Here is a 25,743-nt window from a genome sequence, read left to right as displayed (position 1 = left end):
AGAAAGGCCCCTCGTGTCATTTCCCGCGCACGGCGTACTCATCGATGTCACAGCGGATAAACTCGTGCTCCACCGCACCCTGCTGGCTACCAGCCTCGGCGCCCCCGCCACGCAGGATATCCCGCTTGAGTCCATCGACACCGTGCGCGTGAGTGAACCGACCGCCACCGGCTTCGGCGCCCTCGAGTTGGGCGCCGCCGGCACTATCGCCTTCGCCCCACACCAAGACCCGCAGGCAGTCGCCCGCGCCATTTCCGCCGCACAGAGCGGCGAGGCCCCCTCCTCCGCCGCCACCATCCCCGGCCTCGATTTCACCGCCGTGGACGTGGAAACGGCCAATGACAACTGGGGCTCGATCTGCCAAATTGGCGCGGTGCGCTTCCGCGACGGCCAGGAGACCGCCTCCCGGTCCTGGCTGTGCACCCCTCCACCAGGCCTAGAGCACTTTGCCGATATCAACGTCTCCATCCACGGCATTACCGCGGACGATGTGGAGGGAGCGCCGGCATTTGCCGACGTCGCCAAGGAGCTCTTCGATTTTCTCGGCGGCGACGTCCTCGTCGCGCACAACGCCCAGTTCGATTCCACCGCGCTGCGCTCCGGCCTGCTTACTGCCGGTGCCGAGGTGCCCACCGTGCCGCTGGCCTGCTCCCTAGCACTGTCCCGCGATGCTTCCAAGGCCAAGGTTATTTCGGTGCGCAACCACAAGCTGCCTACCGTCGCCGCCCACCTGTCTGCGCCGGACTTCAGCCACCACGACGCCACCGAGGACGCCCGTGCGGCCGGCGAAATCATCGCCCGTCTAGCCGAGCGCTTCGGACACACCGGCAGCATCCGCGACCTATTCACCGCCCGCGAATTCACCTTGGGTCGCCTCGACCCCGAGGCCATCCTGCCCGTCCTGCGTGCTCACACCGCCCCCACCTCCGGCGCGGACCTCGGCGCTGGCACCGACTTCCGCGACCAGACCCGTGCGGCCGGCTCCACCAAGAAAAAATCCAACGGGCCCGCCCCGTGGCAGTCCGTCGCCACCCCGGACACAATCCCGGAGCCCAACCCCGACGCCGACCCGGAGGGCGCACTCTACGGACAGCACGTCACCCTCACCGGCGATTTCGAGCCTTATGACAAGGGCGTGCTATGGCAGGGTATCGCCGAGCGCGGCGGCCAAGTGGCCAAGAACGTCACCAAAAAGTCCACCCTGCTTATCGTGGGCGAATGGGCCAAGAAAACCTCCAAGGAAAAGCGCGCGGAGGAGCTGCAGGCCAAGGGCCAAGAGATCGACATTTGGCCGGCCGATAAGCTCTTTGCTGAGCTGCAGCTCGACGCCGAGCCACCCTTCTAGGCCCACCCGGGGAACCAAACGGCGGTTTCTCCAGTCCAATAAAGGCGACCGCACCCTACCGCCACACTGGAGAACCCGCCGTGACCGTCGCCCTGCGCCCGCCTCGTCCCACCACCGCAAACCTGCTGCCTGCGCTCTTTGCTCGTTCCTGGCTGAAAGAACAGCGGCTTTCCGACGACGGCTTTTGCGACTCCCTCGCCACCATCCAGCTCTCCCCGAGCCTGTCCATGGCGCTAGTCTTTCCCGGCAAGCAGACCTTTCGCCGGCTCAGCCACCGCGGCCTCGCGGACATGGATATCTCCGCGCGCCGCGCATGGAACCACGCCTCCCATAACCTGCAGCGCGCCGCACTCGATTCGCAGGGGCTGCGTTTTTGGACCCGCCCTGCCGCCTGCGAACTTCCTTCCGCCGCCCGTTTCGGTGGCTTGCAAGTCCGCTCCCACGGCGCACCGATTTCCTCCTGGATTGCCCACCCAGAAACCTTTACCGTGCTGGACAAGCACATGCGCCGCCTCCTGCGATCGCACTCCCTGACATACCTCGTGCCGGACTCCGCCACGCTCTTTGCCTTTGCCCACCTGCCGGACACCTATGCCCGCCAGCTGGCCGCCGATGCCGTCGCGCGCGTGCCCCGCCATCGCACCGTGCTCCACCCACGCCCGCTAGTATGGTCTAACGGATTCCCGCGGGAGTTATGAAAGGAGCACCATGCCGGAAAGTAGGATGTCGCGGCTAAGCAACCAGTACCACGACTGGGCGCGCAGCCACCCCACCGCCGCGGGGGACTTCCGCACCGCCATCGAGGACCTCCTCAATGACGCCGGCATCATCTTTGACCGCGTGTCTACCCGCGTAAAGACCTGGCCCTCGCTGAAGGCGAAGGCCAAAAAGCGCCGCGAGAACGGCGATTTTGTCTATCCCCAGCCTTGGCAGGAGATCCACGATGTGATGGGCGTGCGCGTGACGCTGTATCACTCCACCGCCATCCCGCAAGCGCTCAACGTCTTTGGGGAGTCTTTCCACGTGGAGCGTTCCGTAGACAAGGCGGCCGAAACTCGCATCTCTGGCGGATTCGGCTATGGCTCCCACCACTTGGTGCTCACCGTGACCGAGGATAGCGCCGCCGCGATGGAAGAACTCGCAAGCTACGTGGGCTGGACCTTCGAGGTACAGATACGCACCGTCCTGCAGCACGCATGGGCGGAATTTGAGCACGATATCCGCTATAAGCAGGGACCGAACCCGCCCTCGCCGGAGGTAGATCGCCTCTTTACCTTGGCCGCGGGGCTTATCGAGCTCGCCGACCAGCAATTCGATGAGATCGCCGCCCTCAAGGCCCCCGATACAGAAACCGACAAGGACGTCGAGCTTACCGCCGAGACCCTGCCGGGCGTGCTCGCCATCATTTTGGGTAACCGCTTCCCGCTCTCGCGCTCGGAGCACTACCGCTTCTTGGCGGAGCTCCTGGAACAGAACGGCGTGCGCCACCTAGGCCAGCTTGAGCAGTTGCTGGATGACACCGCCATTGCCCACGTCCACGACGCCATGCGCTACCGTTTCCGCCCCGGCCAGGTGCGGCTTATCGACGACCTGCTGCTCAACAAGTTTGGCAAGCAACACATCGAGGCCACCGCCGAATCCGGCGACCGCCCAGGCCGCAAGCGGCGGCTTACTGCGCGCCTGAAAGCCCTGCGCGCCGCCCACTAGCCGCGCGGTAATTTCGGCGACTTACCGGAAACCGCCGCGGAATTTCTCCATATCGCGGCGCTCCTTCTTCGTCGGCCGGCCGGCACCGCGCGGGCGCACGGGAACCGACGGCAGAAACTCCTTGGGCGGCGGCGGTGGCGCATGGTCCGTGTAGCAGGTGCGCGCGACGGGCGCGCCGACGCGCTTGGCGACGGTCGCTAAAACCTCGAGGTCATGCTCATGGTGGTTGCGCCATACGCGCACGCGGTCGCCAGGCACCACCTGTTGGGAAGGCTTGACGGCCTCGCCGTTTATCTTCACGTGCCCGGCACGCACGGCCGTCGCGGCCGCGGACCGGGTTTTAAACATGCGAACGGCCCACACCCAGGCATCGATCCTGACGGGGCGGCCGCTAGGTTGCGGTGCTGGCATCTAGTACTGGTTGTGGTTCTCGTTGACGATTTTCTGGATCTTCAGCCAGTTATAGCCGCCACCTGCGACGGCAACGATGGCACCAATTAGCATCCAGGCCCAGAAGTTAGCCGAAAGCACGCCGAGCACTACGCCCACACCAATGCCGCCGGCCACGCATACGACGGCGTTGCGGGAGTGCTTGCGCACTTGCTGCTTGCGCTGCGCAATGGGGTTATTCGGTCGTTGCTGCATAGTCATGGTCAGGATCCTACCTCAACCCACGCGCTGCCGGCCTCTGCCGCTTCGAGCTGTCCCTGCGAGATCGCTGCCAGCGTAGCTTCCAGCTCGTCCAGTCCGCCTGGGCGCACGGCCAGCGTAAAGGTCACCGCGGCCGCATAGGAGGTATCGGTTATCTCATAGCCGCGCCCGCGCAGGTCTGCCTCTACTCGCCCGGCCGTCGCATGTGGGCACTCCACGGCATAAAGCTCCCGGCGCGCCCTGGTTACCGCGCGCACCTTCTCCATGGCCTCGCTCACCGCGCCGCCATAGGCGTGCACTAACCCGCCAGCGCCCAACTTGATGCCGCCGAAGTAGCGCACGACCACCGCGCACACATCGAGCATGCCGGAGCCCTTCACCACGTCTAGCATCGGCTTTCCGGCCGTACCGGAGGGCTCGCCGTCATCGGAGGATCGCTCCACCGGGTTTGCGCCGTCGACGTGGTAGACGTAGGCGGAGCAATGGTGGCGGGCGTCGGGAAAGCGGCTGCGGGCGGCGTCGATAAACGCACGTGCTTCTTCCTCGTTGGTGACGCGGCCGATCAAAGTAATGAACCGAGAACGCTTAATCTCAATTTCGTGTTCAACCTGGCCCACTGGGCGACGATAAGAATCCTTCATTAGGCCACGAGGAATTCGTACTCGGGGGTGTCGGGCTTGAGGTACTGCACCGAAATCTTGGATTCTCCCATGCGCTCTAGCAGGCCCTGGAGATCCTCGGCACGGCTAAGCTGCAGGCCCACCAGCGCAGCGCCCGTCTCGCGGTTATTGCGTTTGAGGTACTCAAAGAGCGTGATGTCATCGGTCGGGCCCAAAATCTCGTGCAAGAAGTGGCGCAACTGGCCCGGCTCCTGCGGGAAGTTCACCAGGAAATAATGCTTCAGGCCGCGGTGGACCAGGGAGCGCTCCATGATTTCGGCGTAGCGCAGCACATCGTTATTGCCGCCGGAAATTACGCACACCACCGTCGAGCCTGGCTCCAGGTCCAATTGGTGCAAGCCCGCCACCGACAGCGCACCGGCCGGCTCCGCAATGATGCCCTCATTTTGATACAGGTTGAGCAGGTCCGTGCACACCGCGCCCTCGGACACGGTGTCGAAGCTCAGGCGCTCGCGATTGGCTGCCAAAATCTCATAGGGCAGCACGCCTAGGCGCTTGACGGCCGCGCCATCCACGAAGGGGTCTACCTCTTCCAGCGTGACCGGGCCGCCGTGATCAAACGCCGCTCTTAGCGACGCCGCCCCCTCCGGCTCCATACCCACCACCCGAGTCTGCGGCGCCATATCCGCCACGTAGGAGGTGATGCCAGAAATCAGGCCGCCACCTCCCACCGGAACGACGATGGTGTCGAGCGACTTGCCCTTGGCCGAAAGCTGCGCCAGAACCTCCGCCGCGACCGTGCCTTGCCCGGTGATTGTATCGCGGGCGTCGAAGGGCTCGATGAAGGTGGCGTCGCGCTCGGCGGCGTCGGCATGCGCGGCCGCGGCTGCCTCGTCGAAATTGGCGCCTACCACTACCAATTCCACCTGGTCGCCGCCATGGACCAGGATGCGGTCGCGCTTTTGCATCGGCGTGGGCTCCGGCACGAAAATCTTGCCGGCAATGCCCATCGTGCGGCAGGCATAGGCCACGCCCTGCGCATGATTGCCGGCCGAGGCCGTAACGATTCCCCGGCCGCGCTCTTCCTGGGGAACATTCGACATACCGTTTAACGCGCCGCGAATCTTATAGGAGCGCACGTCCTGCAGATCCTCGCGCTTGAGATAGACCTCGCAGCCCGTCTCGGCCGACAGTCGGGCGCAGTATTGCAGCGGAGTCGGGGCGATTTCCGAGCTAATCCGCGCCTGCGCCTGCTGGATATCGGATGCATGGATGGTCGAATCAGTCATGTCTTGACAGTCTACCCATTCACTGGAAATTCACTGTCCTTTAGTTGCACCGTTACCTCGGTCAGCAATAGTGGACATAACCACAAGAAAGGAATACTTATGCTCAAGCGCATCTCTCTCTGCGTTACCTCCTCGCTCGTCCTCGCCTGTGCCCCGGCCGCCCACGCCCACATCGTGGATAACGTGCTGGAACACTCCGCCCCCAACGCGGCACTGCAGCTGACCCCCATCGGTTCCCATGAATCCGGCGTGCTGGGCAAATCCGCCGCCGAAATCGTCGCCTACCACGCTGCGTCCCAGCGCATCCTCACCGTCAATGCGCGCTCCGGCGAGGTCGATATCCTGGACGCCTCCGACCCCACCCAGCCGCGCAAGATCGGCGCCCTCTCCGCCGGCGGGGACAAGGAAATCAACTCCGTGGCCGTGCGCCCCGATGGCCTGGCCGTCGCCGCGGTACAGCAGGCGGACAAAACCGACAACGGCGAGGCGCTGTTCTTCAATGCCGAAACCGGCGAGGAGCTTGGGCGCGTAGGCGTAGGCGCCCTGCCCGATAACGTGCACCTCACCGCCGACGGCCGCCACGCGCTGGTAGCCAACGAGGGCGAGCCTTCCGACGCCCTCAACGCCGAGGGCACCGCCTATCTCAAGGACCCGGAGGGCTCCATTTCCGTCATCAGCCTGCCCGTGGACGTCGCAGCGCCCGCGCTTGGCGACGTCCACACGGCCGACTTCGCCGCCTTTGACACCGCCGACCTCGACCCCTCGATCCGCGTCTTCGGCCCCTCCGCGCACCACAACCTGCCCTCCCGGGACTTCGAACCGGAATACATCTCCTCCGCGGGCGGCAAGGCCTATGCCACGCTGCAGGAAAACAACGCCATCGCGATCATCGATATCGAGTCCGCCACCGTGGAAAAGGTAATCCCCGCCTATATCGCAGACCACTCCCAGGTGCCGCTGGATCCGTCCAATAAGGATGACGCCGCGGAGCTGCGCACCATTCCGGTCAAGGGCCTGTCCATGCCGGACTCCATCGGCGCCTTCGAGGCAGAAGGCCAGACCTATTTCGCCACCGCCAACGAAGGCGATGCCCGTGAATGGGGCGGCTATACCGACGAAGTAGAGCTCAAGGACCTAGTAAAGGACGGCAAGGTCTGCGATGACCTCGAGCTTCCCGAGGGCATTGAGGATAAGAAGATCGCCGGCAACCTCAAGCTCTCCAACGCTTCTGGCTGGAACGAAGAAAAGGAATGCTTCGACGGCCTATATTCCTATGGATCGCGCTCTTTTAGCATCTACGACGCCGAAGGCAACGTCGTCTTCGACTCCGGTGCGGACTTCGAGAACATCACCAAGGATATGCCCGGCCTGAACTTCAACGCCGATAACGAGGATCCGGATTTCGATGACCGCTCCGATAACAAGGGACCAGAGCCGGAAGCCTTGACCATCGGCAAGGTTGGCGATCGCACCTACGCCTTCATCGGCGCAGAGCGCGTGGGCGGCATCTTCGTCTACGACGTAACCACCCCCGCCGAGGCAAAGTTTGTCACCTACGTCAACAATCGCGATTTCTCCGTTGGCTACGACGAGGACGATGTCGCTGCCACCACCAAGGCCGGCGACCTCGGACCAGAGGGCCTAGCCTTCGTTCCCGCCGCTGACTCCCCTACCGAGGACGCCCTTCTCATCGCCGGCAACGAGGTATCCGGCACCACCACCGTGTTCTCCGTCAAGGACCTGCTTACCGACGCCTCCGATGACAACGATTCCCCCTCCACGTCTGCGGGTTCCACTGGATCCAGCAACGGCAGCAGCGGCAGCAGCGTCGCTGCCGGCGTGGGCATCGTGGCCGGTTTGGTAGGTCTTGGCGCCCTGATTGGCGGGGCGCTGGGCTTCCTGCCGAAGACCGTCGACGAGTTCTATGCACTGTTGCCGGCCCAGGTGCGCAAGCTTTTGCCATAGACCTTCCGGGGTTTACCTGCTAAATTATTTGAGGCTAATACCTCTCACTCTAAAGGAGAACCATGCGCAACCGTCTCAGCACTTCGCTCGTCGCCGCCACCGCCGTGGTAGCGGGCCTCGTTGCACCAGCAACCGCTTCTGCCGCAGAAGATAAGCCGAAGGAGATTTCGGCCGAATGCCAGGCCGAGGTCGACAACGCCAAGGAAGAGCACCTCAAGAAGATTGAGAGCGGCGAGCTCGGATCTTCCGCCCGCACCCCGCAGGAGCTCATGCAGGGCCTGGCCAACGGCTACGGCTCTTCCGGAATGCCAAAGGAGCCGGACTGCGTGGCCGAGGAGGCAGAGGCGCACCAGATCGAGGCACTCAAGCGCCTGCCTATCTGGGGTTCCTCTTCCCCAGAGAAGTTCCTCGAGGTCATGAGCTGGGTTACCGTGGCTGCCAGCCTCGTTGCCGCGCTGCTGCAGGCCTTCACCATGGTTGCCAAGGTGAACCCGGCCGTGCTGGAGCCGATGAAGAATGCCCTCAAGCAGCTGGGCGTGCGCTTCTAAGCACTGAATAATTTAGCCGCTCCGGAGCTCCGGAGCGGCTTTGTGTGTTTTAGAAGAGTTCGCGGGTAGCAATCTCCGCGCCCTCGACCAAGGACTGCAACTTCGCCCAGGCAATCTGGGGGTGCAGGCGGCCGCCCAAGCCGCAATCGGTCGACGCGATGACGTTGTCCGGGCCGACTACCTCAGCGAATTGGATGATGCGATCGGCCACAAGGCGCGGATGCTCTACCGCGTTGGTGGAGTGAGAGACCACGCCCGGGTAAATCACGGTGCCTTCCGGCAACGCATGGTCCTGCCACACGCGCCACTCATGCGCGTGGCGCGGCGAAGCGGCCTCGAAGGAGAATCCGCCGACCTCGGCGCGCAGGATTTCCTCGACGATATCCGCAAAGGGCACGTCGGTAACGTGCGGGCCGTGCCAGGAGCCCCAGCAGATGTGCAGGCGCGTTTGTTCCTTGGGCAGGCCAGAGATGGAATCATTGAGCACATCGATGCGCTCGCGAATAAAACCGCGGAAGTCCTCCACGGACGGCTCCGGGTTGATTTGGTCCCAGGCCTCGGCCAGGTCGGGCGCGTCGAATTGCACAGTAAGCCCAGCATCGGTGATGGCTTGGTATTCGGTGCGCATGGCGCGGCCGACGTCGGCAAGCAGCTCATGCTCATCGTCGTAGTAGCGGTTGGTCAGGCGCGCTGCCGAGCCGGGCGAAAGGGCGGCGATGAAGCCGGGGGTGCCGGCCGGGAGGGCGTCGGCAAGCAAGCGCACATCGGCGGCGACCTCGTCCTGGCCGATGTAGGTCACAGGGCCGGTGAACTCTGGGTTCGCCACCTTGGCGCGGCCGGTGAAGATGCCGGAATCCGGGTCATTATAGGCCTCCGAGAACAGCGCGCGGTCGCGGCGATCAATAAAGGACGTCAGCCGCGGCTCACCCGGCTTAGAGCGCACCACCTCGGCGGATTCCCAGCGGTCGGTATCGGTCATCGTCAGCCCGCCCAGGCGGCTAAACGAATAGTTCCACCACGCGCCATAATCCACCGCGCCAGAGGTGATATGGCCCTACTCGCCCTCGTTAATGATATCGACGCCGAGATCGAGCTGCCGCTTGACGACGTCCGCCACCGCAGCCTCCAAAATCCCCTGAAACTCCGCGGCCGGCAGCTCCCCGCGCTGCAGGTTGGCTTCCAGCAGCTCCGGGGTGCGCGGCAGCGAGCCGACGTGGGTGGTGCGAATCTTGTTCACCATCAGGTTTCCTCCATCGTTATAGACTGTGCTGTCTAGATTAGTGGAGGGGGCCTGCCGCCGCAGAGTTTAAATTCAGCCTAATATGCCCGCACCCATGGTGGCCTTGAGGTCGCCCATGAGGTTGCCGGATCGCTCCACACGCAGGTGGTCGCCGAGGATCATGGTGGTGGACTCGGAGCCATCGACAAGCTCGAGGTACACATCCGACTCGCCCTGGTTTTTGAGCAGGACCTGCTTGAGGCGGGCAATGTTTTCCATGGTGCACTGGTCCGTGCGCATGGTCAGGCGCAGCGGCAGGCCGGCGCCGCCGCCCGGGCCCAGCTCCGGCACGCGGATATCGGAGCAGAACAGCGAACGGCGCTCATCGCGCACCTTGACGTTCACGCGCGCGAGGATGATATTGTCCTCCACAATCTGCGGGGCGACGAGCGAGTACACCTTGTTGAATACCAGGATTTCCACCTGCGCGCCGTTGTGGTCTTCCACCGTGACAATGGCCCACGGCGAGCCATCGCGCTTGGAGAAGCGACGGTCCACGCCCGAAATGATGCCGCCGATGATGAGCTCTTGGCCGTTATGCACCTCGTCGTTGAGGATCTTGGTCAGCGGGGTGTCCGTCTGCGCGGCCAGCGCCTCCTCGAAGCCATCGAGAGGGTGGCCGGAAACATATAGGCCCAGCATTTCGCGCTCGAGGGCAAGTTCGTGTTTGCGATCCCAGTTGTCTTCTGGAATGTCCAAGGCAAAGGCGTTGGAGGCCGCGTCGTCTTCTCCCCCGCCAATTCCAGCGAAGAGATCGAACTGTCCCTTATCCGCGGCCTTCTTGGTGGTTTGCACCGCATCCACCGCGTCCTCGTGGATGAGCATGAGGCCCTTGCGCGGGTGGTTCAAGTCATCGAAGGCGCCGGCCTTAATGAGAGCTTCTGTCACGCGCTTGGTGCAGGCGGCGAGCTCGATCTTGTCCAGGTAATCGCTAAAGGAGGTAAACGCGCCCTTGTCGTGGCGGGATTTGATGATGGATTCCACCACTTCCGAGCCAACGTTGCGGATAGCGCCCATGCCGAAGCGGATATCCTCTCCCACCGCTTGGAAGTCCTCTTCGGACTCGTTGACGGACGGTGGCAGCACCTTGATGCCCAGGTGGCGGCAATCCGAAAGGTAGATGGCGGACTTATCTTTTTTATCGCCCACCGAGGTCAGCAGCGCGGCCATGTACTCCGGTGCATAGTAGGCCTTGAGGTAGGCCGTCCAGAAGGACACCAAGCCGTAGCCTGCGGCGTGGGACTTGTTAAACGCGTAGGACGCGAAGGGCTCGATGGTGCCCCACAGCGCGTCCATGGCGGACTTGGAGTAGCCGTTTTCTTGCATGCCGCCCCAGAACTTGTCGTACTGCTGGGCCAGCACTTCGGGCTTCTTCTTACCCATTGCCTTACGGAAGCCATCTGCTTCGCCGGCCGTGTAGTTGGCGACCTTCTGCGAGATACGCATGATCTGCTCCTGATAAACGATGAGGCCGTAGGTCTCATCCAGGATTTCCTTGAGCGGCTCTTCCAGCTCCGGGTGAATTGGGGTGATTTCCTTGCGGCCGTTCTTGCGGTCCGCGTAGTCCCAGTGGGCGTTCACACCCATCGGGCCTGGGCGGTAGAGCGCAAGGGAGGCCACAATATCCTTAAAGCCGGTCGGCTTCATGCGCTTGAGCAGCTCCTGCATGCCGCCGGAGTCGAGCTGGAAGACGCCCAGCGTATCGCCGCGCGAGAGGAGGTCATAGACCTTGGAAACCTTGGGGTCGTCGGCATGCAGCTGCTCCAAGTGGATTTCTTCGCCGCGGTTGCGCTTGATGTTTTCAATCGCATCGCCGATAACGGTGAGGTTGCGCAGGCCCAAAAAGTCCATCTTCAGCAGGCCGATGGCCTCGCACGCCGGGTAATCCCAGCCGGTGATATAAGCGCCGTCGGCCGGGCGCTTCCACATTGGAATGTGGTCCATGAGCCGGACCGAAGCCATAATCACCGCACAGGCGTGCACGCCCGCCTGCCTGACGACGCCCTCCAAACCCCGCGCCGTGTCATAAATCTTCTTCACATCCGGGTCGGATTCCACCATCTGGCGGACCTCGGCGGCCTCTGAGTAGCGCTCGTGGTCCGGGTCCGTGATGCCCTTAAGCGGAATGTCCTTGGCCATGATGGCCGGCGGCAGCGCGCCGTTGATGCGGTCGGCCATCTGGAAGCCGGGCTGGCCAAAGTGCACCTTGGCCGAGTCCTTAATGGCCTGCTTAGTCTTCACCGTGCCGAAGGTAATCACCTGCGCCACCTTGTCCTCACCCCAGCGCTCGGCCGCATAGGTAATCATTTCACCACGGCGGCGGTCGTCGAAGTCGATATCGATATCGGGTGCGGAAGGGCGCTCAGGGTTCAAGAATCGCTCGAAGAGGAGATCGTGTTCCAGCGGGTCGATATTGGTAATGGTCAGCGCGTAGGCGACGAGCGCGCCGGCCGCCGAACCACGGCCCGGCCCCACACGAATACCCACGGAGCGCGCGTGCTTAATGAGCTCGGCCACGATGAGGAAGTAGGACGGGTAGCCCTTCATCTCAATAACGGAGATCTCATACTTGGCGCGCTCGATATACTCTTCCGGAACGTCCTGGCCGGGGAAGCGCTTTTGCAGGCCCTCCATCACCTCATGGGTGAGCCAGGAAGTTGGGGTGTGGCCCTCGGGGACGTCGGCAATAGGCATGCGATCGTGGGTGTGCTCTTCCCAGATCTCGCCGTAGTCCTGCACGCGCTCGGCAATCCACAGGGTGTTATCGCAGCCATCTGGAATCATATCGTCCCAGGTCTCGCGCATCTGCGCGGCCGACTTAATGTAGTAGCCGGTGCCGCCGAACTTGAAGCGGTCCGGGTCCATGAAAGTCTTGCCGGTCTGCACGCACAGCATCGCCTCGTGCGCCGGCGCCTGGGACTCCAGCACGTAGTGGCAGTCATTGGTCACCAGTGGGGGCAGGTCTAGCTTGCGGCCGATTTCTAGCAGGCCATCGCGCGTGCGCTTTTCGATGTCCAGTCCATGGTCCATCAACTCCAAAAAGAAGTTGTCCTTGCCGTAGATGTCCTGCCACATGGCCGCGGCCTCCAGCGCCTCGTTGAACTGGCCGAGGCGCAGGCGGGTCTGGACGTCGCCAGAGGGGCAACCGGTGGTGGCGATGATGCCGTCGGCATGCTCGGCGATGAGCTCGGCGTCCATGCGCGGCCACTTGCCCAACTGACCTTCATAGGAAGCCAGCGAAGACAAAGTAAAGAGGTTGCGCAGGCCGGTGGCGTTCTCCGCGATCATCGTTTGGTGGAGGTAGGCACCGGACGCGGAGACGTCGTCGCGCTTTTGATCCGGCGTGCCCCACAGCACGCGCTTTTTGTTGAAGCGGGATTCGGGCGCCATATACGCCTCGATGCCGATGATGGGTTTGACGCCGGCGCCGGTCATGCGGCGGTAGAAAGCATCAGAGCCATACATATTGCCGTGGTCGGTCATACCGACGGCCGGCATTTCTTGGCGAACCACCTCGTCTGCCAGCATATCGACCTTGGCCATGCCGTCCAGCATGGAAAACTCGGTGTGGTTGTGCAGGTGGACGAAGGAGGAGTTTTTGGCCATGCGGCTCATCATAGCGGGGCGGTCAAAATGGGCTATTATTTTGTGATGCTCTACACGCTCGCCGCCTACATCATGTGGGGATTTTTCCCCGCGTTCTTTCCCCTGTTGCTGCCGGCATCGCCGCTGGAAATTTTGGCTCACCGCGTGTTGTGGACCGCGGTGCTGGTCACGGGATTTTTGCTCCTCGGCGGCCGGTGGCGCGAAATGGCGCGCATGGACAAGCGCACGTGGGGTTGGCTTGCGGCCGCGGGTGTATTCATCACGGTCAATTGGGGCACCTACGTGGTGGCGATTAATAGCAACCACGTGGCCGATGCGGCGCTTGGGTATTTCATCAATCCCCTGGTTTCGGTCGCCCTCGGCATGGTGTTTTTGAAGGAACGACTGCGGCCATGGCAGGCCGGCGCTGTAGGGGTTGCGGCCATCGCGGTGCTGTATTTGACGTTCTTTACCGGCCAGGCGCCATACATTTCGCTGCTGCTGGCCTTCAGCTTCGGCTTTTATGGGCTGCTCAAAAAGCAGGTCCGGGTATCCTCGGCCGTCTCGGTCGCGGCGGAGGCGCTCGTGATGTCACCGCTGGCGGTGGGCTACATCCTGTGGCTAGAAACAAGCGGCCAGGGCACTTTCGCCAGCGAGGGAGTCGGCCACGCGCTGCTTTTGGTCAGCGCCGGCTTGATTACCGCGCTGCCGCTCCTCTGCTTTGCGGAGGGCGCACGGACACTGCGCTTATCGACGATCGGCATGCTCCAATACCTCACCCCCATCATGCAGATGCTGTGGGCTCTCTTTGTCACCCACGAGCACTTTTCGACGCACCGCTGGATCGGCTTCGGCATCATCGGCGTGGCGGTGGCGATTTACGTCGCCGACTTGGTGCGCATGGCTAGGAGCGCTTAAGTTCCTCGCGGGCGGCGCGGGCGCGGCGACGCGCCGCCTGTTCCTCTTCTGCGCGCAGCGCCCAGCGCGGCATCACCACGACGAGAAAAATGCCATAGGCACATACGATCCCGGAAAACACCAGCGTCATCGGGGTGCCGCCGGTGACAAGGCCGATGAAAAGCGCGATGCCGGAAACCACCACCGCGACCCACGCGGCGATATAGCCAAATTTGTAGTTGGGCATCCACTGCGAAAAGGGCTGGCGTGAGGACATAGGTCTAGTCTACGCGGTGGTCGTATTCGTGGGCCCGGTATCGACGAGGTCCGGTGGGGGCGGATCCCAAGGGTTGACCCAGCGCACGCCGCGGGCAGTGCGCTCGAAGCGGCCATTGCGTGGCGGGCCGGTGCGGTGGTCGTCATTGCGACCATTGTGATAGGCACAAGCGGTGGTGAGGTTCTTCGCATTGGTCCACCCGCCGCCGGCCCAACTGAAGATGTGGTGAACCTGGCACTCATCGGCAGGCTTATTGCATCCCTTGACCGGGCAGGTGGGATTTTCCGCCGCGGCCATCATGAACTGCTTCCAGGTGGCCCCACGGCGCATGCGGTACAAGTTCACTGGGCCCTCTACGGGGTGGAGCAGGGTGACAAATCCCTCCTCGGCAAGCGCACGCTGGGCCAATTCAGCACCCGTAATCTGCGCGCCATTGGTCATGGTCAACACCACATCGTCGCTGCCATGGGCCACGCCAACCAACTTATCCAGTGGCACCACAACGTTGGTGCGCACGGTTGCGGCGGCGCCGGTACCGGTGCGGAAGAGGGAGGTGACGTCGGCAAGCGAACCGGCATGCTGGTGTAACTCGGCGATGAGTGCGGACGGCCCAGTGATGGACAGCGTCCAGGGTTTGCCGGCGGCGCGGCGCCGCAACCGCACCCCCGGCTTGGGTTCGCGCGGCGCGCGCATCTCGCGCAGCTTTTTGCGAGCACGCCTTTCCATCTCCCGCGTATCGCACGCGATATGGGTGAGCTCGGCGCGCAGGGCCCATGCGCGGGCTTGCGTGGGCGCGCGCCGGGCATGCTTTTCGATGACCGCCAGCGTCGGCAGCGAATGCCGGTTGCGGCGGGCCCCGTCCACCGCGCGGCGTTGGCGGCGGCGAAAGCTGGTGGTCCCGAAGTAGACCTGCGCGAGCTGCGCAATAGTGTCAGCCGTGGCATCGGGCATGCCGGCGGCGGTAAGGTCCGCGGCGGAGGCGTCGGCGGCCTCGGCGAGGAGGTCCATCGCCGAGTTGAGCGCCGCGATATAAGCCCGAATGTGTTCCATGCCCTCGATGCTAAAAGCGCTGGGCGGCCACCGCGCGCCACAGGTCCCAGGAGGGCGATATTAGCTGGGAGGGCGGATGGCGAAGCTGCCCCAGGCGGCGTCCGCGGGTGCGGGTTCGACGGCGGCGACGGAGGGGGTGGAGGCGACGTCGGCAAGCTGCGCGCCCGACCCCCACACCACGGCGGCGCTCACCGCGGAGGGGCGCTGGCCATAGGAGGCATCGATGCGGTCGAAGGCGCGTTGGATGACAGCGGCGCGGTCCTCGCCGGCGGTGGGTTCGGGGACGTCAATGGGGGCGGTGGAGCCGATAAGGATGGCATCCATGCGCGGGGCGGCGGCGACGGCGGCCGCGGCGGCTACGGGTGGCAAATCCTCGTCGAAGGTAACAAGGGCGTAGGCAGGCGCGTCCGGAATGTCGCTACCGGATACGCGCGCAATATACTCCGCGCGCGTCTCGCCATCCGGGCCGAGCTGATCGCCTTGTACTTGCGAAGAGGCCTGGGTCCCTAGGGCGCCAAAAAGCGCGAGCGCGGCCAAGAAAAGCACCGCAAGCACCGCCAGGGCCGCTAGCCGACGCCGCCGGTAGACCTTCCTCATCCCCGCAGAACCTCCAAAGCGTGCTCGAGATCGGCCGGGTACGGCGCTTCAATCTCGAACCACTTGCCGGTGCCGGGGTGGGTAAAGCCGAGCTTTACCGCGTGCAGCCATTGACGCTGAAGCCCAAGGCGCTTAGCCAAGTTGGGATCCGAGCCGTACATTGGGTCGCCCACGCACGGGTGGCCGGTGGCGGACATGTGCACGCGAATCTGGTGGGTGCGGCCGGTCTCTAGGTGCACCTCGATGAGGCTGGCCTCGCGGAAGGCCTCGATGAGGCTGTAATGGGTGATGGCCGCTTTGCCGTCGTCAAGCACGGCGAATTTCCAGCCCGACTTGGGGTGGCGGCCGATGGGCGCATCAACGGTGCCCTCGATGGGATCCGGCAGCCCCTGCACCACGGCGTGGTAGGTCTTTTTCACGCTGCGGTACTTAAAGGCGTGCTTGAGCGCGGAATAGGCGCGCTCCGAGGAAGCCACGACCATCACGCCTGACGTGCCCACATCGAGGCGGTGCACGATGCCCTTGCGCTCGGTCGGCCCGGACGAAGCCACGGTATAACCGGCCGCGCGCAGCCCACCAATCACCGTCGGCCCGTCCCACCCCACGCTGGGGTGCGCGGCCACGCCCACCGGCTTATGCACGCAGATGATATCGGCATCGTTGTAAAGCACGTCCATGCCCTCGACCAGCTCTTCGCGCGGCAGCAACGGCTTTTCTGGCTCCGGCAAAAGCACGGAGACCACGTTGCCGGAAGTCAATCGCTCGGATTTGCCCAGCTCTTGGGAATCGATGGTCACACTGCCCTCGGCGCACAGCTGCGCGGTGGCGCTGCGGGAAAGGCCAAGGAGCTTGGCCAGGGCGGCGTCGGCACGCATGCCTTCTAGGCCTTCAGGAATGGGGAAGCTGCGCATCTGCCTATTCATGCTCGGCCTTCCTTTCCTCCATCACCATGGCGATAATGAACAGCACCACGCCGCAGGTAATGGCCGCGTCCGCAATATTGAACACGGCGAAAGAGCCGACCGAAATAAAGTCCACCACGTGCCCGAACCAGAAGCCGGGGGCGCGGAAGATGCGGTCAGCGAAATTACCCAACGCACCACCGGCGATGAGCGCTAGGCCCACCGCCTGGCCGGAGTGGGTAATGCGCGGGGCGGCAATGGCCACGCCGAGCACAAAGACCAGCTGGATAGTGGTAAAAAGCCACGTCGATCCCTCCCCGCCCATGGAAAAGGCCGCGCCAGGGTTAAAAAGCAGGGTAAACCGGAACCAATCCCCAATGACCGGCAGGGGCTCGCCCTCCGTAAGGATGGAGAGCATTATTTGTTTCACGGCTTGGTCCACCAGCGCCACGGCGATGACAACCGCGGCGATAAGTCCTGTCTTGCTCCTTCGTTTTTGACTCACCCGCTCTATTCTAAACGGGAGCGTCCGGTATTTTGGTAAGCGTGTTTCGAGTCAAAGTTTTTGCAGCCCTGACCACAGCCGCCGTAGCGCTTACGGCGTGTTCCTATGAAAAGCCGGGACCCGCGGTAGAACAGCCCGTGGGCCTGACTATCGACGCCCCACGCGTCACCGTGGACAATCCCGGCACCGGGGAGAAAAAGCTCCTGGAATACCGCGATATCGACTCCACGCAGGACGTGAACTACCGCGTTACCGAGGGTTTTTCGCAGGACCTGCTCAAAAAGTCAGCGGCCGAGAAGTTTCAGGCCTCCGACGTCGAATCGACCACCACTACCCTGCCGCTATCGGCCAAGGTAGATAAGGCTAGCGAGGACGTTGAAGATCAGCTGCCCGCCACCCGCAATGCGTTCGTCACGGCCGGTGCGCCGGAAACTTCTGGCGACACCGACGTCTCTTCGGCCGAGGGATTTCAATTTGGCTGGCGAGGCCAAAATACCGGCCAGATGAATTCCTTGCGCCTTGCCGCACCCCAGGAGGCCACGGATGAAGCCCGTGGCTCCGTGGAACAGGCAATTATGAAGCTGACGGCCCTGCCCGTGGTTTTCCCCACCGAGGAGGTAGGCAAGGGAGCGAGCTGGACGGTGGATTCGCGCGTTACCGGCGAGTCCACCCTGCTGCAGACCACGCGCTATACGGTCGCTTCCATCGAGGGCGACCAGGTCAAGCTCAACGTAGAGGTAGAACAGCGGCCGTCGCTAGGCGCGCTGTCCTTTGAAGGCCAGGCCCAGGGCACGGACCTGGAAGACAAGGAGCTTAAGGTAGTGGACTCCAGCACCCAGTCCAAGGGCAACATCACGGTAGACCTGAGCAAGCCGCTGCCCGTGGGCGGTGACGTGTCTTTCGACACGAAGGTCATTTATGGCGCCGCCGGCTCGGAGCTGCGCGTGGTGCAGTCGAGCCTGACGGAGCTGAACTTTTCCTAGTTACTCGGCCGGGGCTTCTACAGGGGCCTCGGCTGGAGCTTGCTCGGCGCCGGCAGCCGGGGCGTCGCCTTCAGCCGGGGCAGCATCGCCCTCGGCCGGTGCCGGGGCGGGTGCAGAGGCACCGGCGCCGGTATCCGCGCACATTTCCGGAACCTGCTCCGGCGGCACGGTGTTTTGGATGAGCGTGCAAGCCCACGCCTTGGAGAGCTTCCAGGTGCCGTCTTCGTACACGAATTCCACCTGTTCAGCGGTCTGCTGCTGGCCGTCAGCGGTGGTGAAGTTCACGGTGGTCAGCACGGACTGCGGGTCATAGCCCGGAAGCACAGGATCGACGACCTCGAACTCGGCGCCGGATTCCGCCTTGGACTGTGCCATGGTGTCAAAGATTTCCGGTGCGGTCTCGCCGCCCTGCACGGTGGCGGTCTTTTCCTGCTCAGAGGCGTTCGGATCCGTGGCCTTGGCCAGGATGGCGTTGAGATCCGCCGGGGATGGCAGCGCTGGGGCGGCGGAATCGCCGTCGGAAGAGGCGGATTCCTGCGCCTCGGTGTTGGTGGCGGCGGTATCGTCCTGCTCGTCGTCGGAAGAGCAGGCGGCCAGGGCGGTGGCCGCGGTCAGTGCGAGGCACGCGGCGCTAAACTTGCGGAATTTCACTTCTAACTCCTCACGTCTGGGTTCTAAACTCCCATCAGTTTACAGCTGCACCAGCCTTTTCCGGGCTGCGCCCGCCGCGTGGGCGGAGATTTCTTTAACCTTGAGTGCATGACCCGACTTGCTTTGATCGCCACCGGCGGCACGATCGCGTGCACCACCGTGGCCGATGGTTCCCTGGTTCCCACCATCTCCGGCGCGGACCTCGCCGCTGAAATCGACGCCGAGGTAGTGGAGTTTCGCCAGCTCGACTCCTCCTCTATTACTTTGGCGGACCTCGATGAGCTCATTGCGGTGGTCAATGAGCACACCGCGCGCGAGGACATCGGTGGCGTGATCATCACCCATGGCACCGACTCCATGGAGGAAACCGCGCTGGCGTTGGAGATTTTCTGTGGAGGGGCAAAACCCATCGTGCTTACGGGCGCGCAGCGCGCCTACGATCACCCCGCGGCCGACGGCCCCACCAATCTTCGGGCTGCCCGCGAGCTTGCGGCCAGCGGGCGCCCTGGGGTTTTCCTCTGCTTCGGCGGCGAGACCATCCCGGCGCGCGGTGCGCGTAAGCGGCACACCAGTGACCTGCGTGGGTTTGAGTCGCTGCCCGTTCCTGGCACTACTCCTCGCTTGCATCCTGCCCCGCTGGCGTCGCAGCGTATCGAGATAATCCCCGCCTATCCGGGAGCGGGGCGCCTGCTGGTCGACGCCGCCGTAAACTCCCCCACCTCCGGTCTCATTGTGGAGGCCATGGGCTCGGGAAACATGGGCGAGGACATGGGCCGCGCGCTTGCCGACGCCCTCCACGCCGGTCTCCCCATCGCCATTTCTACCCGCACCCCCTATGGCCCGACGGCGCTGGCTTACGGTGGCGACGGCGGTGGCGCGAGCCTGGGGAAGCGTGGCGCCATCAACGCCGGATGGTTCCGCCCGAGCCAAGCGCGAATCCTGCTCGCGGCGGCGCTGGCCACCGGCACCGATCCGGCAGAGCTTTTTGCTCAGGAGGGCTAGTCCTCGCTGGTCAGCCAGTCTTGCCAATCCAGCGAGTCGAGCGGGTCTGCTGGCACGAGCGCGGGATCATTAGCCGCGAAGGATTTGGTGCGGCCAGGACCCGTGGCGCGGGTTTCAAAGCGCACGCTGACTACCCCGTGGCCGGCGCCTTGAATCCAACCGTGGCCGTAATCGGGGTGGAAAACGTCTTGCGTGGCGTGCCACTGGTTATCGGTTTCTTCTTCCACCGTCACCGTGGGCGCTGGAATGGTCGGCGTTGCGTCGTCACTCACCCCAGTTTCATAGTCCGTATCTGCCGGTGCAGGGCGCACGATTTCGCGATCCAGCTCCGGAAAAAGCACGTCTTGGCGAGCGGTCTCTAACCCGGAATAGCTCACTCCTACCAGGCGGATGGGCCCCAGCTCATCGGGGTAGCGGGCGAGTTTGAAGGCGGCGGCGGTGAGCACGGCGGCGTCGTCAGTCGCATAGGGCAAGGTGGTCGAGCGCGATTCGATATGAAAATCCGCCATGCGCAGCTTTACCGTTACGGTGCGCGCGCCGCGCCCATCCTTAAGCAACCGGCGGTGCGCACCCTCCGCCGCGCGAGTGATGGCTGCATCGACCTCAGGGGCGGTCTGCAGGTCTTTCGGGTAGGTGTGCTCGGTAGAAATCTGTTTAGAAATAGCGCGCGGCGCCACCTCACGGTCATCAATGCCGCGGGCCAGCTGCCACAGCTGCAGCCCCACCACACTGCCGATGGAAATCTCTACTTCCTTGCGCGTCATCGCCGCTAGCTGCCCAATGGTTTCTACGCCGATGGACTTGAGCTTCGCCCCAGTCACCGGGCCGACTCCCCACAGCTTGTTCACCGCAAGGGGGTGCAGCATATCTAGCTGGCGCTCCGCCGGAATAACAAAGGTGCCGTCGGGCTTCGCTTCGCCGGAGCCAATCTTGGCAAATTGTTTGCCCGAGCCCGCCCCAATGGAGCACGGCAGACCCGTCTCCTCCCGAATGAGCGCGCGCAGCTCATCCGCCCAGCGCTTGACCTCCTCCGCGCTCGCTCCTTCCAAGGCGGCGGGTTCCATAAAGGCTTCATCGATAGAAAGCTGCTCGATAACCTCCACGTGTTGCGCGATGATGCCAAATACGCGCCGCGAGGCTGCTGAATAGACTGCCCGGCGCGGCTGCACCACCACCGCGCGAAGTCCAACAAGCTGCTGCGCGCGGTACATCGGCATGGCCGAATGCGCACCGTACACGCGCGCCTCATAGGAGGCGCCGGCCACCACGCCGCGCCCGCTGGTACCTCCCACCAGGACGGGACGCCCCTGCAGGGTAGGCCGGGTCAGCTGCTCGACGGAGGCGAAAAACGCGTCCATGTCGATGTGTAGAACCCAGCGTTGCATGCGGCCCAGTCTAATAGGCGCACCTCCACATGCACTCCTGGGTGTTTGCGTGCCGTTAATTAAAGCTTTTATTTCTTTCCATCTTCACGTCACCCACATGCAATATTGCGGCCTTATCTTTTTCGAGGTCATTTCTTGAAGAAAGTATTTCGCTGATTATGAACTCACCCCACGTCATCTTGCGCGGCGTTAAGCGCGAATTCGCCGATAATACGGGCCTCCACGAGACCGATCTAAGTATCAACCGCGGTGAATTCATCTCTATTCTGGGTCCCTCCGGCTGCGGTAAGTCCACCCTGTTGCGCTGCATAGCCGGATTAGAAACGCCTGACGCGGGAACCATCTCCTTCGGAGAGATGGAGGTATTTGGTCCACGAACCAACGTGGCCGTCAATAAGCGCCGGCTGTCTATGGTCTTCCAAGACCTCGCACTGTGGCCGCACATGACGGTGGAAAAGAATATCGAGTTTCCGCTGACCACCCCAGGCAATAAGGTGGCGGCAGGCCAGCGGGCCGAGAAAGTCCGCGCCTGCATGGACATGGTGGGCATCGCTTCCAAGGCGAAGGCGCGGCCGAACCAACTTTCCGGTGGCCAACAGCAGCGCGTTGCCATCGCCCGCGCGTTGGTTTCTAATCCAGATGTCCTGCTTATGGATGAGCCGCTCTCCGCCCTCGACGCCGCGCTGCGCGTGCAAATCCGCGCCGAGCTCACCCAGCTGGCACAGGAGCTGGGGCTCACGGTCATCTACGTCACGCACGACCAAGCCGAGGCACTTGCCATGTCGGATCGCGTCGTTGTCATGAACCAGGGCCACATCGAACAATTCGCGGATCCGGTCACCCTTTACGAACAGCCGGCCACCGATTTCATCGCTGGCTTTGTAGGCACCATGAACCGCCACCCACAGCTGCCCAATGTGCGTCCAGAAAATCTCACCGTCACCACTGCGGAGGAAGACACCGGCGCCTCCCCGCGCCGGGTCGAGGCGCAGGTTCTTGGCACTCACTACATCGGTGGGCGCTACGAGTTGCGCTGCGACGTCCCCGGAGCGGAGGAACCCTGGGTGACGTATTCACCGCATCGCTTCACTCGCGGCGAGACCGTCTACCTCAACTATCCATCTTCTCTTTCTGCATAGGAGCCACACATGTTTACCAAGAAGTTCACCGCCACCATCGCCACCACCGCTGCTGGTGCGCTCGCCTTGACCGGTTGCGGATCCGTCGAGGACAGCGCCGATACCGCCACCGACCAGTCCACCTCTTCTGCCGAAAAGTGGCAGGCACCTGAAGGCCTGTCCGGCGAGGTGGATTACTACTCGGCTAACCCGCAGGGGCTTACCGACGCCCTCGTGGAGGCCTTCGAAGAAAAGACCGACGTCCACATCAACGTTTTTGCCGATACCACCGGCAAGATCACCGCCAAGCTCAAGGCCGAGGAAGCCAACCCGCAGGCTGACGTGGTCTACCTCGCCTCCTGGGCGGCAGCTAGCAAGCAGGAAAAGTCCGGCGCCCTTGAAAAGTACACGCCGGAGGGAGCGGACAAGATTGAGCCCAAGTGGGCGTCGGAAAGCGGGGCGTTTACCGGCCGCGATGGTTCGGCCCTAGCGCTGGTAACCAACACCAACGTCGTGGACGAGGCCCCGAAGGACTGGGAGGACCTCACCGATGAAAAGTACAAGGACCAAATCATCATGCCGGACCCGCGCGAATCCGGTACCGCGGCCGACCTCATCGCGGCCATGGTGGACCAATGGGGCGAGGAAAAGACCTGGGATCTCTTTGACAAGCTCTTTGACAACGGCATGATCGTCCAAGGCGCCAATGGCCCAGCGCTCGACCAGGTCACCTCCGGCTCGCGCGGCATCGTCCTCGGCGGCGTTGACTACTCCGCATACTCCGCGCAGAAGAAGGGCGAGCCGCTCGAGGTTGCTATCCCAACCTCCGGCACCACGGTTACCCCGCGCCCAGTCATGATCCTCAAGTCCTCCGATAACAAGGAAGCCGCAGAGGCATTCGTCGACTTCATGTTCTCCGATGAGGCGCAGGAGATCTCGGCCTCCAAGAACATGATCCCGGCCAATAAGGACATCGCTCCAAAGAATGGCCCGAAGCTGGATGAGATTAAGACCCTCAACGATGACCTCGATGGCCTGGTTTCTCAGTCCAAGGACATCAAGGAAACCTTTGCCAAGCGCTACCTGAAGTAACCGATGAGCTCCACCACCACTCCCCAACGTCGCCTTGGGATCTACGGGGTCCTTCTCATCTTGCTTGCCCTCGTCGCCGCGCCGCTAGCCTCCGTGCTGGTCAACGCGGCCGTGGGCTACCACGATGAGCCCTCAGCCCTCGGCAGCATTGTCCAACCGGGCATGCTGCACATCCTTGGCAATACCGTCCTGCTCTCCGTGCTGGTCGTGGCTTTTGCCACGCTCATGGCCGCGCCGCTCGCCTTCCTCCGTTCGTGGACGCGGTTTAGCAGGGCCAATTGGATCGAGATCGTCATCATGATCCCGTTTATGACCCCGCCCTTTGCGGCGGCGATGGCGTGGATGGATTTCACCCGCCGCGGTGGTGTGGCCGAGATGCTGCTCGGCCACGGCGCCGGCAAACTCGCCCACGATGCCATCTACTCGGTGTGGGGCATGGCCTTCATCATGGCCGCGGAGCTTTTCCCTTTCCTATATCTCATCCTGCGCACCTGCCTCAATTCCATTCCGGCGTCCACGCTGGAGATGGCACAGATAGCCGGCGCGAGCCGCTGGCAACAAGCCGTGCGCATCATCGCTCCGAACATAATCGGCCCCTTTTCCCTCGGCGCGCTGATTATCTTCATTAAGGCCGCCGGCGAGTTTGGCACCCCAGTTACGCTTGGCAACGCCATTGGCTACAAGGTGCTCGTCTCCTCCATCTATGAAGACGTCACCATCGACCCCCTCGATTTTTCCAGCGCCGCTGCCTCCTCGTCGGTGCTCTTTGCCATCGGCGTGGCCGCCTGGGCTTTCCAACAGTGGATTTCACGCCGCGACCTCTCCGGCGGTGGCCGAGTAAGCCGCCCCGTACATATCCGCCTCGGCTCGGTCGGCACCGTCTTCGGCGCTGTGGTGACCGCAATAATCTTCATGGCCGCGGTGGTCATCCCCTACCTTTCCATCACCTTGGCCGCGATGACCATTCTGCGCTCGGCCCCGCCTACGCCTAATAACCTCACCTTCGATTACTTTTCCATCGTTGTGCAGATGCCCACCGCTCAAGAGGCACTTGTTCGCTCCATCGGACTAGGCGCCCTTGGCGCGACCACCGCCGTTGCTCTCGGCGTCCTCGTCACGGTGCTCACCCGCCGCCAAAGCACCATTGCCGCAAAATTCAGCGATTTCTTGGCCATCGCCCCCGACACCGTTCCCGGCATTGTCCTGGCCATTGGATTTATTTTGCTGTGGAACTCTCCCTGGCTGCCATGGTCGCCCTACGGCACTATGGGCATGCTAGTTATGGCCTTCACCGTGCTCTTTTTGCCCATGGCCATCCAAAACATCAAGGCTTCAGCAGACTCCGTCTCCCCTACCGTCTACGAGGCCGCTGCTATTTCCGGCTCCTCCACTCTGCATACCTTTGGGCGCATCACCCTGCCACTGCTTGCCCCTGGCATCTTCGCTGGCTGGCTCCTCGCCTTCTTCGTAGGCATCCGCGAGCTGGTCATGTCCTCACTCATTCGCCCGAGCCAAGTCAACCTCTTGGCTCCGTGGATCATGAACCAATTCGATCAAGGCCACCGTGCCGAGGCCATGGCCATGACGCTCATCGGCGTCGGAACCTCCACCGTTGTCTTGGTAGCTATCACCTGGTGGCAAAACCGAAAGGCCGCACATGCCCGCTAGCATTTTTGTCTTTGCCGATCTGCACCTAGGCCGCCCGGGCGCCCCTGGGCTGGACTGGGCCCTGCAAGAACTCGAAGTTGCCGCCAATAGTGGAGCCACGGCGTGCGTATGCTTGGGCGATATCATCGACCGCAACGCTGAGGCGTCCGAATTCGTGCCCCAGGCCCGCGCCGTCATGGCCCACGCTGCCACACTGTTCGGCGAGGTCCACTTCATTTCCGGCAACCACGATACCCACCACAATCTGGACTTCCCGCCCGAGGTCACGGTCCACGGCACGCAGGTGCACTCCTTTCGCATAGGAAACACCACGGTTCTAACCGCAGCGGTGGCCACCGATCCGGACCCGCGCCGCCTCCAGCTTCCACCGCGCCCGAGCGACGGACCCGTCCTCGGCCTCCTACATTCTTCCGTCACCGGTGAGTTTTCTAAAGGCACCTGCCTGCCGCTTTCCGTGGCTGAGCTACAGGCCTGCGAGGCCGATGCCTGGATCCTTGGGCACGTCCACTCCCCGCACACGCTTGCCGACGCCCCCTTCATCGGCTGGGTCGGCATGGGCCACGGCTTACTCTTCGACCCCGATACGTGCCACGTCACACGTTTGCCTAGCTAGATCCGTTCCCCACA

The 25,743-nt window shown here is 63.2% G+C and carries 24 protein-coding genes and 1 pseudogene; 12 read left to right on the top strand and 13 right to left on the bottom strand.

The features are described from left to right. Nucleotides 1–13 precede the first annotated feature (13 nt). From MHK09_RS02380 to MHK09_RS02370, 3 genes are all read left to right on the top strand, one after another. On the top strand, nucleotides 14–1,345 hold the full coding sequence (locus MHK09_RS02380) for an exonuclease domain-containing protein (RefSeq protein ID WP_250412567.1): 1,332 nt from the start codon (nucleotides 14–16) through the stop codon (nucleotides 1,343–1,345). Between the two features lie 80 nt (nucleotides 1,346–1,425). Further along, on the top strand, nucleotides 1,426–2,043 hold the full coding sequence (locus MHK09_RS02375; RefSeq protein WP_005328828.1) for a hypothetical protein: 618 nt from the start codon (nucleotides 1,426–1,428) through the stop codon (nucleotides 2,041–2,043). A gap of 10 nt (nucleotides 2,044–2,053) precedes the next feature. After that, nucleotides 2,054–3,052, top strand: a complete 999-nt coding sequence (locus MHK09_RS02370; RefSeq protein WP_250412566.1) for a GTP pyrophosphokinase — start codon at nucleotides 2,054–2,056, stop codon at nucleotides 3,050–3,052. A 21-nt stretch (nucleotides 3,053–3,073) separates the two neighbouring features. Here the strand turns inward: MHK09_RS02370 and MHK09_RS02365 are convergent, their stop codons facing one another. The 4 genes from MHK09_RS02365 to ilvA are packed head-to-tail and all read right to left on the bottom strand — an operon-like array spanning nucleotide 3,074 to nucleotide 5,612. After that, a complete protein-coding gene (locus MHK09_RS02365; RefSeq protein WP_005324575.1) occupies nucleotides 3,074–3,463 on the bottom strand; it encodes an RNA-binding S4 domain-containing protein in 390 nt (129 codons plus the stop codon). Next, nucleotides 3,464–3,703 carry a hypothetical protein gene (locus MHK09_RS02360; protein WP_005324573.1) on the bottom strand — a complete coding sequence of 80 codons (240 nt, stop codon included), beginning with the start codon at nucleotides 3,701–3,703 and terminating at the stop codon, nucleotides 3,464–3,466. Between the two features lie 2 nt (nucleotides 3,704–3,705). Beyond that, nucleotides 3,706–4,344: a YigZ family protein gene (locus MHK09_RS02355; RefSeq protein WP_250412565.1), complete on the bottom strand. Its 639-nt coding sequence runs from the start codon at nucleotides 4,342–4,344 to the stop codon at nucleotides 3,706–3,708. Then, the gene (gene ilvA, locus MHK09_RS02350; RefSeq protein WP_250412564.1) at nucleotides 4,344–5,612 is read right to left on the bottom strand and encodes a threonine ammonia-lyase IlvA; all 1,269 of its coding nucleotides are present in this window, start codon (nucleotides 5,610–5,612) and stop codon (nucleotides 4,344–4,346) included. Before ilvA ends, MHK09_RS02355 begins: the two co-directional genes overlap by 1 nt. A gap of 99 nt (nucleotides 5,613–5,711) precedes the next feature. Here ilvA and MHK09_RS02345 point away from each other — a divergent pair, with 99 nt between their 5' ends. Beyond that, nucleotides 5,712–7,577: a choice-of-anchor I family protein gene (locus MHK09_RS02345; RefSeq protein WP_250412563.1), complete on the top strand. Its 1,866-nt coding sequence runs from the start codon at nucleotides 5,712–5,714 to the stop codon at nucleotides 7,575–7,577. 62 nt (nucleotides 7,578–7,639) lie between these two features. Further along, nucleotides 7,640–8,125: a hypothetical protein gene (locus tag MHK09_RS02340; protein ID WP_250412562.1), complete on the top strand. Its 486-nt coding sequence runs from the start codon at nucleotides 7,640–7,642 to the stop codon at nucleotides 8,123–8,125. Nucleotides 8,126–8,174: 49 nt separating this feature from the next. On the opposite strand, the pseudogene MHK09_RS02335 reads toward MHK09_RS02340, so the two are convergent. Further along, nucleotides 8,175–9,365 (bottom strand): annotated as a pseudogene (locus MHK09_RS02335) (cobalamin-independent methionine synthase II family protein). Between the two features lie 72 nt (nucleotides 9,366–9,437). Further along, nucleotides 9,438–13,010: a DNA polymerase III subunit alpha gene (gene dnaE / locus MHK09_RS02330; protein ID WP_005328847.1), complete on the bottom strand. Its 3,573-nt coding sequence runs from the start codon at nucleotides 13,008–13,010 to the stop codon at nucleotides 9,438–9,440. 45 nt (nucleotides 13,011–13,055) lie between these two features. Between dnaE and rarD the strand changes: the two genes are divergently transcribed. Then, nucleotides 13,056–13,907 carry an EamA family transporter RarD gene (gene rarD, locus MHK09_RS02325; protein WP_040425232.1) on the top strand — a complete coding sequence of 284 codons (852 nt, stop codon included), beginning with the start codon at nucleotides 13,056–13,058 and terminating at the stop codon, nucleotides 13,905–13,907. Here rarD and MHK09_RS02320 read toward each other — a convergent pair. From MHK09_RS02320 to lspA, 5 genes are read right to left on the bottom strand one after another with little or no spacing between them, the layout of a single operon-like run. Further along, on the bottom strand, nucleotides 13,894–14,163 hold the full coding sequence (locus tag MHK09_RS02320; protein ID WP_005324562.1) for a hypothetical protein: 270 nt from the start codon (nucleotides 14,161–14,163) through the stop codon (nucleotides 13,894–13,896). The two genes, rarD and MHK09_RS02320, sit on opposite strands and share 14 nt — an antisense overlap. 9 nt (nucleotides 14,164–14,172) lie before the next feature. Beyond that, nucleotides 14,173–15,213: an HNH endonuclease signature motif containing protein gene (locus MHK09_RS02315; protein ID WP_250412561.1), complete on the bottom strand. Its 1,041-nt coding sequence runs from the start codon at nucleotides 15,211–15,213 to the stop codon at nucleotides 14,173–14,175. A gap of 60 nt (nucleotides 15,214–15,273) precedes the next feature. Continuing rightward, nucleotides 15,274–15,810, bottom strand: a complete 537-nt coding sequence (locus MHK09_RS02310) for a hypothetical protein (RefSeq protein WP_040425205.1) — start codon at nucleotides 15,808–15,810, stop codon at nucleotides 15,274–15,276. Further along, nucleotides 15,807–16,733, bottom strand: coding sequence for an RluA family pseudouridine synthase (locus tag MHK09_RS02305; RefSeq protein WP_005324559.1), 927 nt, complete (start codon nucleotides 16,731–16,733; stop codon nucleotides 15,807–15,809). The genes MHK09_RS02310 and MHK09_RS02305 overlap by 4 nt, the downstream gene beginning before the upstream one ends. Continuing rightward, nucleotides 16,726–17,217: a signal peptidase II gene (lspA, locus tag MHK09_RS02300; RefSeq protein WP_436232097.1), complete on the bottom strand. Its 492-nt coding sequence runs from the start codon at nucleotides 17,215–17,217 to the stop codon at nucleotides 16,726–16,728. The genes MHK09_RS02305 and lspA overlap by 8 nt, the downstream gene beginning before the upstream one ends. 41 nt (nucleotides 17,218–17,258) lie before the next feature. On the opposite strand from lspA, the gene MHK09_RS02295 reads away from it, so the two are divergent. After that, nucleotides 17,259–18,200, top strand: a complete 942-nt coding sequence (locus MHK09_RS02295) for a hypothetical protein (protein WP_250412560.1) — start codon at nucleotides 17,259–17,261, stop codon at nucleotides 18,198–18,200. On the opposite strand, the gene MHK09_RS02290 is transcribed toward MHK09_RS02295, so the two are convergent. Beyond that, nucleotides 18,201–18,851: a WKL family lipoprotein gene (locus MHK09_RS02290; protein ID WP_179386707.1), complete on the bottom strand. Its 651-nt coding sequence runs from the start codon at nucleotides 18,849–18,851 to the stop codon at nucleotides 18,201–18,203. Nucleotides 18,852–18,959: 108 nt separating this feature from the next. Here MHK09_RS02290 and MHK09_RS02285 point away from each other — a divergent pair, with 108 nt between their 5' ends. Next, nucleotides 18,960–19,853, top strand: a complete 894-nt coding sequence (locus MHK09_RS02285) for an asparaginase (RefSeq protein WP_250412559.1) — start codon at nucleotides 18,960–18,962, stop codon at nucleotides 19,851–19,853. On the opposite strand, the gene MHK09_RS02280 is transcribed toward MHK09_RS02285, so the two are convergent. Further along, nucleotides 19,850–21,238 carry a DNA polymerase IV gene (locus MHK09_RS02280; RefSeq protein ID WP_250412558.1) on the bottom strand — a complete coding sequence of 463 codons (1,389 nt, stop codon included), beginning with the start codon at nucleotides 21,236–21,238 and terminating at the stop codon, nucleotides 19,850–19,852. The two genes, MHK09_RS02285 and MHK09_RS02280, sit on opposite strands and share 4 nt — an antisense overlap. A gap of 158 nt (nucleotides 21,239–21,396) precedes the next feature. Here MHK09_RS02280 and MHK09_RS02275 point away from each other — a divergent pair, with 158 nt between their 5' ends. The 4 genes from MHK09_RS02275 to MHK09_RS02260 are packed head-to-tail and all read left to right on the top strand — an operon-like array spanning nucleotide 21,397 to nucleotide 25,729. Further along, nucleotides 21,397–22,377: an ABC transporter ATP-binding protein gene (locus MHK09_RS02275; RefSeq protein WP_250412557.1), complete on the top strand. Its 981-nt coding sequence runs from the start codon at nucleotides 21,397–21,399 to the stop codon at nucleotides 22,375–22,377. 9 nt (nucleotides 22,378–22,386) lie between these two features. Then, entirely contained in the window at nucleotides 22,387–23,448 is a 1,062-nt protein-coding gene (locus MHK09_RS02270) for an ABC transporter substrate-binding protein (protein WP_250412556.1), read from the top strand. 3 nt (nucleotides 23,449–23,451) lie between these two features. After that, on the top strand, nucleotides 23,452–25,116 hold the full coding sequence (locus MHK09_RS02265; RefSeq protein ID WP_250412555.1) for an ABC transporter permease: 1,665 nt from the start codon (nucleotides 23,452–23,454) through the stop codon (nucleotides 25,114–25,116). Continuing rightward, complete coding sequence (locus MHK09_RS02260; protein ID WP_005324540.1) at nucleotides 25,106–25,729, top strand: metallophosphoesterase; 624 nt, start codon at nucleotides 25,106–25,108, stop codon at nucleotides 25,727–25,729. Before MHK09_RS02265 ends, MHK09_RS02260 begins: the two co-directional genes overlap by 11 nt. Nucleotides 25,730–25,743 lie beyond the last annotated feature (14 nt).

Source organism: Corynebacterium tuberculostearicum (genome assembly GCF_022347235.1).
GTDB classification, from domain to species: Bacteria; Actinomycetota; Actinomycetes; order Mycobacteriales; family Mycobacteriaceae; genus Corynebacterium; species Corynebacterium tuberculostearicum_F.
This window is presented reverse-complemented; position numbering and strand designations above follow the sequence as displayed.